The 11550-nt window shown below is 38.8% G+C and carries 11 protein-coding genes and 1 other annotated feature; of the genes, 6 read left to right on the top strand and 5 right to left on the bottom strand.

The window, feature by feature from the left end; all coding sequences use genetic code 11:
* Window positions 1–479: 479 nt before the first annotated feature.
* Both CKJ95_RS07760 and CKJ95_RS07755 read left to right on the top strand, forming a co-directional pair.
* Entirely contained in the window at window positions 480–1130 is a 651-nt protein-coding gene (locus CKJ95_RS07760; RefSeq protein ID WP_099352839.1) for a 5-bromo-4-chloroindolyl phosphate hydrolysis family protein, read from the top strand.
* Between the two features lie 6 nt (window positions 1131–1136).
* Window positions 1137–2318 (top strand): toxic anion resistance protein, encoded by a 1182-nt coding sequence (locus CKJ95_RS07755; RefSeq protein WP_180271443.1) that lies wholly within the window; start codon window positions 1137–1139, stop codon window positions 2316–2318.
* 109 nt (window positions 2319–2427) lie between these two features.
* Here the strand turns inward: CKJ95_RS07755 and CKJ95_RS07750 are convergent, their stop codons facing one another.
* From CKJ95_RS07750 to CKJ95_RS07730, 5 genes are all read right to left on the bottom strand, one after another.
* Entirely contained in the window at window positions 2428–3723 is a 1296-nt protein-coding gene (locus CKJ95_RS07750) for a TRAP transporter large permease (protein ID WP_099352837.1), read from the bottom strand.
* Window positions 3723–4205 (bottom strand): TRAP transporter small permease, encoded by a 483-nt coding sequence (locus CKJ95_RS07745; protein ID WP_099352836.1) that lies wholly within the window; start codon window positions 4203–4205, stop codon window positions 3723–3725. Before CKJ95_RS07745 ends, CKJ95_RS07750 begins: the two co-directional genes overlap by 1 nt.
* Window positions 4198–5193, bottom strand: coding sequence for a TRAP transporter substrate-binding protein (locus CKJ95_RS07740; RefSeq protein WP_099352835.1), 996 nt, complete (start codon window positions 5191–5193; stop codon window positions 4198–4200). Before CKJ95_RS07740 ends, CKJ95_RS07745 begins: the two co-directional genes overlap by 8 nt.
* 164 nt (window positions 5194–5357) lie before the next feature.
* The gene (gene brnQ / locus CKJ95_RS07735) at window positions 5358–6692 is read right to left on the bottom strand and encodes a branched-chain amino acid transport system II carrier protein (RefSeq protein WP_099352834.1); all 1335 of its coding nucleotides are present in this window, start codon (window positions 6690–6692) and stop codon (window positions 5358–5360) included.
* A gap of 88 nt (window positions 6693–6780) precedes the next feature.
* Window positions 6781–7027 (bottom strand) — a binding site (T-box leader).
* 104 nt (window positions 7028–7131) lie between these two features.
* On the bottom strand, window positions 7132–7896 hold the full coding sequence (locus tag CKJ95_RS07730) for an IclR family transcriptional regulator (protein ID WP_099352833.1): 765 nt from the start codon (window positions 7894–7896) through the stop codon (window positions 7132–7134).
* A gap of 149 nt (window positions 7897–8045) precedes the next feature.
* Between CKJ95_RS07730 and CKJ95_RS07725 the strand changes: the two genes are divergently transcribed.
* The 4 genes from CKJ95_RS07725 to kduD are packed head-to-tail and all read left to right on the top strand — an operon-like array spanning window position 8046 to window position 11398.
* Complete coding sequence (locus CKJ95_RS07725) at window positions 8046–8690, top strand: bifunctional 4-hydroxy-2-oxoglutarate aldolase/2-dehydro-3-deoxy-phosphogluconate aldolase (RefSeq protein WP_099352832.1); 645 nt, start codon at window positions 8046–8048, stop codon at window positions 8688–8690.
* Window positions 8691–8693: 3 nt separating this feature from the next.
* Complete coding sequence (locus CKJ95_RS07720; protein ID WP_099352831.1) at window positions 8694–9710, top strand: sugar kinase; 1017 nt, start codon at window positions 8694–8696, stop codon at window positions 9708–9710.
* Between the two features lie 54 nt (window positions 9711–9764).
* Window positions 9765–10595, top strand: coding sequence for a 5-dehydro-4-deoxy-D-glucuronate isomerase (gene kduI / locus CKJ95_RS07715; RefSeq protein WP_099352897.1), 831 nt, complete (start codon window positions 9765–9767; stop codon window positions 10593–10595).
* A 20-nt stretch (window positions 10596–10615) separates the two neighbouring features.
* On the top strand, window positions 10616–11398 hold the full coding sequence (gene kduD, locus CKJ95_RS07710; protein WP_099352830.1) for a 2-dehydro-3-deoxy-D-gluconate 5-dehydrogenase KduD: 783 nt from the start codon (window positions 10616–10618) through the stop codon (window positions 11396–11398).
* Window positions 11399–11550: the final 152 nt, after the last annotated feature.

Here is an 11550-nt window from a genome sequence, read left to right as displayed (position 1 = left end):
GATGAAGGGGAAAACACTGGATTGTTGGCGTGTGAATCCTCTTCATAGAGAAGATGAAGACCCGAACACAGCGCTAGCACCGGATTAAAGCCCTTCATCGAGCTGATGAAGACCCGAACGGAGTGCTAGTATCGTAGTAAAGTCCTTCATAGAGAAGATGAAGTCCCGAACGTAGTGCTAGTACCGTAGCAAAGTTCTTCATCGCGGTTATGAAGACCCGAACGTAGTGCTAGTACCGTAGTAAAGTCCTTCATTGAGCTGATGAAGTCCCGAACGCAGCGCAAGCACCGTAGTAAAGTCCTTCATCGAGGTTATGAAGACGCGAACAGGGCGTGCAAACCGCAGTAAAGTCCTTCATCCACAAATTTCGCAAAACTAAAACTATATGATCACACCAGATTTTCCCTCAAAAGTTTTTGAAACCAACGTTTGAGTTGGTTCGTATATAATAGTAAGACAGAATGTTAGGAGTCGATTGTATGAATCAATTGCTTGCTTTTATTGTTAAATCGTTCATTTCAGTGCCGACAACGGTTACTGTCTGGTTAGTAAGTATGTTTGCGTTTGACCAAACCTTCCTACTTTCGTCTGGGTATGCCTTATTAGGTGGCGGAATTGCCTATTTTGGAACGTCTGTCATAATGAAACAAGCCTTTTTACGAAAACATCGGTTAACGAGGAAGGAATATCAATATATTGAGAGAAATTTAAAAGAAGCAAAGAAAAAACTTGCTAGACTAAATAAATCGCTTTTTACCGTTCGTCACATCCCGTCATTGAAGCAAAGAGTAGATTTGCATCGGGTTACAAAGAAAATCTACCGGTTATCGAAGAGCGAACCGAGACGCTTCTATCTAGCAGAACGCTTTTATTTTTCACATTTGGATTCAGTTGTGGAATTAACAGAGAAGTATGCTTTTCTTTCATCCCAACCGAAGAAAAATAGTGAGCTTGAGCGGTCACTGCACGAAACACGAAGAGTGCTCGAAGAATTGACGGAAACGATTGAAAAGGATTTACACAAAATGCTCTCAAATGATATAGATGATTTGCACTTCGAAATTGATGTGGCAAAAAATTCGAATAAACAAGCAAATGATTCTCATTTCATTGATCAAAATAGGAGGTAAATGAGTATGAGTGAACAGTTTTCTCCAAAGTATAAAGAACCTGGGAATTTAATGGATGAATTACTTGCAAATCCATTTGATGAGAAAAAAGAAGAACAGGAAAATCCCATTATCTTAACACAAGAAGAAAAGAAGCCTGTACGTTTAGTGGATGTGTTACCCGAAGAAAATAAGGAAAAAGCACTTCAGCTAGCGAAACAAATTGACCCAACCAATCATCAAGCGATGATTTCATACGGAACACCTGCTCAAAACAAGCTCCTTTCATTTTCAAATACAATGCTTGAGCATGTTCAAAAAAATGATGTAGGTGAAGTTGGTCAAATCATTTCAGACCTCATGAAACGTCTTGATGAGATGAAGCCTGAGGAGTTAAATCCAGAAAAACGCTCAGTTATTGCACGGATGTTTGGTAAGATTTCGAATTCCGTTCAAGAGGTACTTTCAAAATACCAAAAAACAGGAGCACAAATTGACCGAATTAGTGTGAAGCTTGATAGAAGTAAGAATGTCCTTTTATCAGACATTGCGATCCTTGAAAAGCTTTATGATAACAATAAGGACTATTTTGATGCATTAAACGTCTACATTGCAGCGGGCGAATTAAAGCTTGAGGAAATGCATCGAAAGGTTATCCCAGAATTAAAGAAACAAGCAGAAGCTTCTAATGACCAAATGAAGGTGCAAGAAGTAAATGACATGGTTCAATTTGCGGACCGCCTTGAAAAACGTGTACATGACCTGAAGTTAAGTAGGGAAATTACAATTCAAAGCGCACCACAGATCCGTTTGATCCAAAACACAAACCAAGCGCTTGTGGAAAAAATTCAATCATCCATCATGACGGCAATTCCATTATGGAAAAACCAAGTCGCCATTGCGCTAACCTTAATTAGACAGCGTCATGCAGTAGAAGCACAAAAACAAGTTTCCAAAACTACTAATGAACTTTTATTGAAAAATGCTGAAATGCTAAAAAGCAATACGCTTGAAACGGCAAGAGAAAATGAGCGTGGTTTAGTCGATGTAGAAACATTGAAGAAAACGAAAGAAAACCTCATTTCTACATTAGAAGAAACATTACGTATTCAGGAGGAAGGTCGTAACAAGCGTCGCCAAGCCGAACTTGAGCTTGCTTCAATGGAAACTGAATTACGCCAAAAGCTTTTAGATATCAAGACTGACTAAAATAAGAAAAGGATAGGTACCGAAATCCGGTATCTATCCTTTTAACTATGCTTGGCTTTAGGCGTAAACGGATCAAGGTACAAGCCAGTCGCGCTTTACGCTTTTCAATTTACAATCCAAATAATTGTGGTAAGAACAACGAGATTTGAGGGACAAATGCTACGAGCAATAGCACGAGAATAACGACCCCGAAATATGGTAATAACGTTGGTACCACTTCTTCAATTTTAACCTTCGCAACACTACATCCAACAAATAGAGCACTACCCACAGGCGGTGTCATATTTCCAATACATAATCCGAAGCAGATAAGCATTCCGAAATGAATTGGATCCATACCGAAGCTTTGCGCGACAGGTAAGAAGATTGGCGTGAAAATTAGTACAGCCGGTGTGATATCCATAAAGGTACCGACTAGTAATAAGATGAAAATGATAATGAGAATAATCCCGTATTGATTATCGGTGATCGATAATAGGGCACTACTGATTGCCTCCGGTAATTTCATATACGACATCACAAGTGAAAACAGAGCAGAAGCCGTGATCAAGAAGAGAATCATTCCAGTAATTTCGATCGTTTCGATAAAAATGGCTGGCAAATCCTTCAGCTTAAAGTTTTTATAAATAATCGAAAGAATAACCGAATATATAACTGCAACAGCAGCACCTTCTGTAGCTGTAAAAATACCAGCAACAATACCGCCAATAACAATAACAATTAATAATAAACTCGGGATTGCACTAACGATAATATAGAAAATATCTTTTGCACTCGGTAAAGGCGAAACAGGGTAGTTTTCTTTTTTCGCCATAAAATAGGCAACAACCATTACCGCTAAGCCCCATAAAATCCCCGGTATATATCCGGCCATAAAGAGTGCAGCAACAGAAGTACCTCCACTCACCAAGGAGTACACAATCAGTACTGAACTTGGCGGGATGATTAGTCCTGTAGGCGCAGAAGCAATGTTAACCGCTGCTGAATAGGTTAGTTTGTAGCCTTGATTCGTTTGCATAGGCGTCATGATTCGTCCCATCGCCGCAGCAGAGGCAACACTTGAGCCAGATATTGAACCAAACAGCATATTTCCAACAGCATTCGTATGCGCCAATGAACCTGGGAGTTTTCCAACCAAGACCTTCGCAAAATTCACAAGCCGGAAAGCAATTCCACCATTATTCATGATAATCCCTGAAAGAACAAATAAAGGAATCGCCAACATTGTAAAATTATCAATACCCGTTACCATTCTTTGAGCGGATGTTAAAATAGCTACATCAAACGGCAACACGAACAGAAAGGTAAAAACAGAACTTAAGATGATCGCGATCGCAATCGGTGCCCCAAACAATAATAGAAAGAAGAAGGTGACAAATAGGATGATTCCAGCAATAGTTTCCATTATAGAATCACCTCTCTTTTTCGTTCTTTATAAGACGTCAAACTATGAATTTGATAGATGATGATGCATATTCCACTAACAAGAATAGCCGAATAAACAACTCCCATAGAAAGACCAGTAGCTGCCGCTGTTTGAGCGGAAGTTAGCATTACAATTCGTATACCACCGTAAACCATTAAAATCGCAGCAGTTAGGAGAATAATAATATCAGTAATAAATTCAATTTGAAGCTGAACCTTTGGGCTGAATTTTTCTCTAATAAAAAGGATCCCAATATGCTTTTTTGCGCCGAATACATAGGCAGCTGACATAAGTCCAAACCAAATTAACATATATCTAGTTAACTCCTCCGTTCCAGGAGAAGAGATGTTAAACACATACCGTGATAACACTTGCCAGGTTGACATCACAACCATAGAAACAAGTAATAAACTTGAGAAGACAATCAATATTTTGTCGAGAACTTGTTTAACCTTATTCATTAGACGAATTCCCCTTCATTAATTGGTAAATATCTTTTGTTTTTTCATCTTTTGCATAAGCCTCATGGAGTGGCTGAACAGCATTTATAAAGGAGGTTTTGTCAACCTCAATGAACTGTACGCCCATTTTATTTTTAGCGGTTTCAGTTTGTTCTTTAATCGTTTTTCCCCAAACGGTCTCGTGATAAAGGGTAGATTCCTTTGCCGCCTCCTGAATAATGTCTTTTTCATCGTCTGTTAAATCGTTGAATCGTTTTGCATTTATAATGAGCATATCCGGTACGATTTGGTGGCCTGTATACATGTAATATTTAGCGACCTCACCATGGTTATTACCCACTAGAGCGGTTTCATTATTCTCAGCAGCATCAATAACTCCAGATTGTAAGGCCGTATAAACTTCTCCATACGCCATCGGAGTAGGGAGGCCTCCAAACGCTTCAATCATATTTACACTCGTTTGACTTGGTTGAACCCTTGTTTTTAATCCTGCTACATCCTCTACAGTACGTACTTCACGATCCTTCGTATATAAGTTACGAGAACCTGCGTTGTAGTAGGTTAATGCAATAATACCAATATCCTCAGTTTTGTAATAAAGCTGATCGGTAATCGTTTTATCATTCATTTTTTTCTCGAACTCTTCGTAATCCTCAAAGACATATGGCAAACTGAAGATGGAGTAATCGGATTCAAATCCTTCTAAGGCGCTTGCGCTCACCTTTGCTACATCAACAGCACCGGATTGTGTTAATTCAAGTACTTCACGTTCACTTCCTAGTTGACCATTTGGATAGATTTCCACCTGGATTTTATTATTTGATTTTTCTTCAACTAATCTGCCGAATTCGACTAGTGATAGATGAACCGGGTGGTCTAAAGTTTGGTTGTGGGCAAGCTTTATTTCTTTAACACCAGCTTCATCGTTACACCCCACAAGTAATAAAGCGGTTACTAAAATAAATAGAAATTGGGCTATCATTCTCATGCTGCTACCTCCTAAGATAAAAATAAGCGGTTCCATTTTTGTTATTTTGTGTTTGTTGATAGAACTTATCCTAAAAATGGAATAATAAATATTTTATTTGTTTAGAAAACAAACAAATTATAACTTTTAAAAGGGTACCATAAGTACCCTCTTAAAATCAATCATTAAAATGTTTTTATTTTTGCATCTTCGACAAATTCTGCGTTTTTACTGAATTGGCTCATCACAAGCCCTAATGCTGTTCCCACTAGGGCTGGAACAATCCACTCTAAGCCAGCAGAGGCTAAGGGCAGCATATTTTTCATATCTTGAATTGGTCCAAGATCAAGGCCAAATGCATTTAATCCACTGATGAGTGCAAACACGCCTGTAAATAACATCGCAGAGCCATATACGGCTTTCGTATTTTTAAAATAGCGACTAAAGAAGGTTAATACAACTAACACAATTAATAGTGGATAAGTCATTACTAGGAAAGGTACAGAGACTTTTAAAATCTGTGCTAATCCTAGGTTTGATAGGGTAAACCCAACTAATGTTACAAGTAGTACAACTGATTTATAGGTTGCCTTTGGAAGTAAGTTTGAAAAATACTGTCCACAAGCAGTCGTTAATCCAACAACAGTTGTGAAACACGCTAATGTGAAAATTAAGCCAAGCAGTACAGTTCCACCTGGTCCAAATAATAGAGTCGCTGCAGAAGATAAGATATCTGTACCATCATCAAATGTTCCTTGGCCAGCCATTTTTGCACCAATTAATCCAATTCCAACATAAATAGCCGAAAGGAGGATACCTGCAATGACCCCAGCTTTAAAGGTATATTTTGTTAACTGTGACCGATTTTCGATTCCCTTTTTTTGAATCGAGTTTAAGATAACAATTCCGAACGCCAATGAAGCAAGAGCATCCATCGTATTATAGCCTTCTAGGAAACCAGTAAAGAATGCACCAGTTAGATAGCCTTCTGTAGGACTTAGGAACGGTGTTTCGATTTTAAATAATCCAACAATGATTAACGTAATAATAGCAATTAATAAGGTTGGAGCAATTAGGCGCCCCATATATTTTTCCATTTTACTAGGATTTAAGCTGATAAAATAGACAAGTCCAAAGAAAAGAACTGAAAAAAGTAAGAGAACAAGGGCTGCATTTGTAGAATCAGGTAAAAATGGAGTGATGCCCATTTCAAACGCAACGTTCGCATTTCTTGGAATAGCAAGAAAAGGTCCAATACAGAGGTAAACGGCAACCATAAAGGTTGTGCTAAAAACAGGATGAACACGATCGCCCATTGCCTGTGCGCCACCTTTTACAAGTGAAACCGCAAAGATAACAACCACCGGCAAGCCTACGCCCGTTACAATAAAGCCAAGCATACCCGTCCAAAAATTAGTGCCAGCACCTGCACCTAAAAAAGGTGGGAAAATCAGATTACCAGCCCCAAAAAACATCGAAAATAACATAAACCCAATAAACAAAGTATCTAACCTCTTCACCAAAATCATCTCCTTAAAAATTATTCTAAAATAGGGACAGAGGGACAGGTCCACTGTCCCAGAAAAAACAAAAAACCTCGCCCCTAAAAATAGGGACGAGGTTAACTCGCGATACCACCCTGATTCCGTAGTCTCAAAGAAAATAGACTACGACACTCACTAACGTACAATCATACGTGTTCCTTCGTAACGGCGGACTACCCGTCAAAGCTTACTTGTTTCAGCTTTGCATCTCAGAGATGATTTTCGGATGGCTCTGAACATCGACTTTCAGCAACTGTCGACTCTCTGGGGAACAGGATTCCAATCGTACTCTTTCTCTTCATCGATTTTTAATATACTGGTATATTATCAGAAGAGTGGATAGAAGGTCAACAAGTTTTTTGATAGTTTTTATTTTTAAATGTTTTCGGGGACGGAGTGACAGGTTCCATGTCCCCTAGAGTAGTTCGCTTTCGATTCCTTGTTTACAGGCAAGGACATTTTGGATGATTTGACCGATAAATTCATCGGTGATTCGGTATTTTGGAACACTGACGCTAAAGGCGCCATGGTTTTTTCCATCAACTGTAATACTAGCCCCGACACAAAAGATATCTGCCTCATGTTCTTCATTATCAAAGGAGTATCCTCTTTTGCGTATTTCATTGATTTCCTTCATAAAGTCTTCTTTCGTTGTAATCGTATTTTGGGTTTTCTTTTCTAAAGTATGGTTGTTTAAATACTCTTCTATTAGATGGTCGGGTTGGTCAGCTAAGATTGATTTTCCCATTGCCGAACAATAGAGTGGGATTGCTTTACCGACACGTGAGTATAAAGAGACCGGGTTGAAACTCTCGAGTTTTGTTATATAGACGATGCTAGAGCGTTCGAGAATACCGAGGTGCACGGTCTCTGTTGTTTGATTTCTAAGTTCTTCTAAATAAGGCTGTGCGATGTCTTTGATTTCGTTTTGATTTAGTGCCCTGTTAGCGTATTTGATGATGGCCATCCCAAGACGAAACTTTTTCGTTTCTTCGTCCTTTTGTACATATCCAATTAATTGGAGTGTATCTAAGACTTTTAAAGCGGTAGAACTTGTTAATTCAGTTTCTTTTGCTATTTGTTGGAGACTTTGTGGTTTATCGACAGAAGACAGGTATTTTAGTATATTATCCGCTTTTAACAACACGGTACCATATGGTTGCTTCTTTTCGGCTGTCAAGGTAATCACTCACTTTTGTTTAATTTCTAAAAAGATTCAATCTATTGGTTGAAATCCCTTTCACTATTATATATAATTACCTTGTAAGTTTCCATATAATAAAATAAATTTCCAAATAGGAAATAGTCTAAGGGATTTTGGAGGCAACTATGAAAAAAATAAATGTACTCTCAAAAATCGCAGATTGCGGCGTTGTCGCAGTTGTTCGAGCAGACACAAAAGAAGAAGCAGTTAAAATCTCAGAAAGCTGTGTAGAGGGTGGAATCATCGGAATCGAGGTGACCTTTACAGTTGACGGTGCTGACGAGGTTATTAAGGAACTAGCATCCATCTACAAAAATAGTGAAGTTGTGATTGGTGCTGGAACAGTACTCGATGCAACAACTGCACGGATTGCAATCTTAGCAGGAGCACAATTCGTTGTAAGCCCAAGCTTTGATGAAGAAACTGCTAAACTATGTAACTTGTATCAAATTCCGTATATGCCAGGCTGTATGACGATTACTGAAATGAAGCGTGCACTTGAATCCGGTGCTGACATTATTAAGCTCTTCCCAGGGAATGCTTTTGGTCCGGATTTTGTGAAAGCGGTTAAGGCACCATTGCCACAGGTGAACATTATGCCGACAGGTGGCGTAAGTCTAGATAATATTGATCAATGGATTAATAATGGATGTGTAGCTGTTGGTGTAGGTGGGAATTTGGTTGCCCCTGCAAAAACTGGTGATTACGCAAAAATTACTGAATACGCAGCGCAGTATGTTGCGAAAGTTAGAGAAGCAAGAGGGGAATAAGCGATGAAAAAGAAGATTGTTGCATTTGGTGAACCCTTACTTCGCTTATCAACTAACTTAGGTGAACGTCTTTATCAAACCGACCAGCTGACAATGCATTATGGTGGAGCAGAAGCAAATGTAAGTGCGTCTCTTTCACGTTTTGGCTATGATGTCTATTTTGTTGGTAAAGTACCAAACAATCCACTTGGTCAAGCATATGAAAGACATTTACATTCATTTGGTATTCATACTGATTACCTTTTAAAAGGTGGGGAGCGCCTAGGTACATATTTCTTGGAAACCGGTGTAGGCGAAAGAAGTGCACAAGTCACGTATGACAGAAAAGCTTCTAGCTTTGCACAGCTTTCATCAGATGAAATAAATTTTGAAGAAATTTTACAAGGTGCCGAGCTTTTCCATGTATCAGGTATCACACCGGCCCTATCACCAGATTTACAGGAGCTAACCTTACTAGGCTTAAAAGTTGCAAAAGAATTAGGAGTCAAAACTAGCTTTGATTTCAATTATCGTGCAAAATTATGGACTCTTGAAGAAGCTTCACGTGGAATCCAACCATTTTTACCATATGTAGATATATGTTCTTGTGGAGAATTGGATGCGCTTAACTTATTAGGCATTGAAGAAGCAGACCAACATTTGGATCACTCTGGGAAATTATCTTTTTATTATAAAAAGATAACGGAAAAGTATCCGAATATGAAATACTTATTTTCTACTTTTAGAGAAGTCATTTCAGCTTCACATAATACATTGCAAGGGAATTTCTATGTTAATGGGGAGTTATACCAATCAAGGGTGCATAACATCGACCAAATTGTAGATCGAGTTGGAGGCGGGGATGCATTTGCTTCAGGTATTATTTTTGGAATTTTAGAAGGAAATGATCCTCAGCAAATTGTCAATTTTGGAACTGCAGCTTCTGCACTAAAGCACACTGTTCATGGAGATTGCAATGTCTTTTCGGAAGAGGATATTAAAGCCTTTGCTGAAAATGCCTCAGGGAAAATCGTCCGATAAGATATTCAAATATATAAATATTACTTTTAGGAGGAATATGAAATGGAAACAAAAATGGAAACACGTTACGCAAATCATCCAGAGGAAATCAAAAGATTTAATACTGATGAGTTAAGAAAACAATTTTTGGTGGAAACCATTTTCGAGCCTGGACAAGTAAAGTTAACATATACACATAATGACCGTATGATCTTTGGTGGAGTAACTCCTACTGACAAAGAATTAACCATAACGCTTAATAAAGAATTAGGAGTAGAGTATTTCTTAGAACGCCGTGAATTGGGAATTATTAACATCGGTGGCGAGGGAATGGTCATTCTTGATGGTGAAGAATACAACATGGTCCGTCAAGATGGATTATATGTAGGTAAAGGAACCAAGGAAGTTTTATTCACTTCTAAGGACCCTAACAATCCAGCGAAGTTTTATATCAATTCAGCACCAGCACACCACAAGTATCCAACTGTAAAAATCGATATTAATGAAATTAAGCCATTCGAAACAGGCGAGCCTGGAACACTGAACGAACGTAAAATCTATCAATATGTACATCCAAATGTATGTGAAAGTAACCAACTTCAAATGGGTCTAACTATGCTTGCTCCAGGAAGCGTATGGAACACAATGCCATGTCATACACATGAGCGTAGAATGGAAGTTTACCTATACTTTGATATGGAGCCGGAAACTCGTGTATTCCACTTCATGGGTCAACCAAGTGAAACAAGACATCTTGTTATGAAAAACGAACAGTGTGCAATTTCACCAAGCTGGTCTATTCATACTGGAACTGCAACAAGCAACTATACATTCATCTGGGGCATGTGTGGAGAAAACATCACGTACACTGACATGGATGTTGTAGCAATGGAAGACTTACGATAAGGAATTGGAGGACTTTTAAAATGACAACACAATTGTCTGATTTCTCACTAGACTTTTTCTCATTGACAGGGAAGGTTGCAATCGTGACGGGTGGTGCTACTGGACTAGGTCAAGGCTTTGCAGTTGCTTTAGCAAAAGCTGGAGCAGACCTGTTCATTACGACACATGGCACTAGCTGGGACGAAACTAGAGAATTAATCGAAAAAGAAGGTCGCCGTGTCGAATTTTTCCAAACGGATCTATCCAAACGTGAAAATGCGAAAGCAGTAGTTTCAGAATGTGTAGAAGCATTTGGAAAAGTTGATATTTTAGTAAACAATGCTGGTACTATTCGTCGTTCTCCAATTCTAGAATATAAAGAAGAGGACTGGGATGCTGTTATCGACCTGAACTTAAATTCTCTTTACTTCTTAAGCCAAGAGGCTGCAAAAGTTATGGTAGAGCAAAAGAGCGGAAAAATCATTAACGTTGCATCTATGCTTTCATACCAAGGCGGAAAATTTGTTCCTCCTTATACAGCAAGTAAACACGCTGTTCACGGACTTACAAAGTCGTTTGCAAACGAACTTGCTGAATACGGAATTCAAACAAATGCCATTGCACCTGGATATGTAGCAACTAACAACACGACACAAATCCGTGCAGATGAAAAACGTAATGCAGAAATCTTATCACGTATTCCTGCAGCTCGCTGGGCAACTCCTGCTGACCTAATGGGAACAGTCGTCTTCCTAGCAAGCAATGCATCTAATTACGTAAACGGCCACACACTAGCAGTTGACGGTGGCTGGCTAGCACGATAAAAACAAACCAAAGCTGAATCGCAATCACGCGATTCAGCTTTTTTTATGAGCCAGAATAGGTCAGAGGGACAAGTCCATCGTCATAAAAGGGATTTTTTGTATATTTTTTCTTGATTAACGTAACAGTGTTATGTTACACTGTTTTGTAGAAA

The organism is Fredinandcohnia onubensis, assembly GCF_002734285.1.
Classification (GTDB): Bacteria; Bacillota; Bacilli; order Bacillales; family Bacillaceae_L; genus Ferdinandcohnia; species Ferdinandcohnia onubensis_A.
Note: the sequence above shows the minus strand (reverse complement) of the source record. Positions and strands in the feature narration are given on the sequence as shown.

Excerpts from the sequence above, each read along its gene's own strand:
- CKJ95_RS07740 (WP_099352835.1), bottom strand. The coding sequence starts at position 5,193 with ATGAGAATGATAGCCCAATTTCTATTTATTTTAGTAACCGCTTTATTA.
- CKJ95_RS07750 (WP_099352837.1), bottom strand. The coding sequence starts at position 3,723 with ATGGAAACTATTGCTGGAATCATCCTATTTGTCACCTTCTTCTTTCTA.
- CKJ95_RS07755 (WP_180271443.1), top strand. The coding sequence starts at position 1,137 with ATGAGTGAACAGTTTTCTCCAAAGTATAAAGAACCTGGGAATTTAATG.
- CKJ95_RS07720 (WP_099352831.1), top strand. The coding sequence starts at position 8,694 with ATGAAAAAGAAGATTGTTGCATTTGGTGAACCCTTACTTCGCTTATCA.
- CKJ95_RS07745 (WP_099352836.1), bottom strand. The coding sequence starts at position 4,205 with ATGAATAAGGTTAAACAAGTTCTCGACAAAATATTGATTGTCTTCTCA.
- kduD (WP_099352830.1), top strand. The coding sequence starts at position 10,616 with ATGACAACACAATTGTCTGATTTCTCACTAGACTTTTTCTCATTGACA.
- CKJ95_RS07725 (WP_099352832.1), top strand. The coding sequence starts at position 8,046 with ATGAAAAAAATAAATGTACTCTCAAAAATCGCAGATTGCGGCGTTGTC.
- kduI (WP_099352897.1), top strand. The coding sequence starts at position 9,765 with ATGGAAACACGTTACGCAAATCATCCAGAGGAAATCAAAAGATTTAAT.
- CKJ95_RS07760 (WP_099352839.1), top strand. The coding sequence starts at position 480 with ATGAATCAATTGCTTGCTTTTATTGTTAAATCGTTCATTTCAGTGCCG.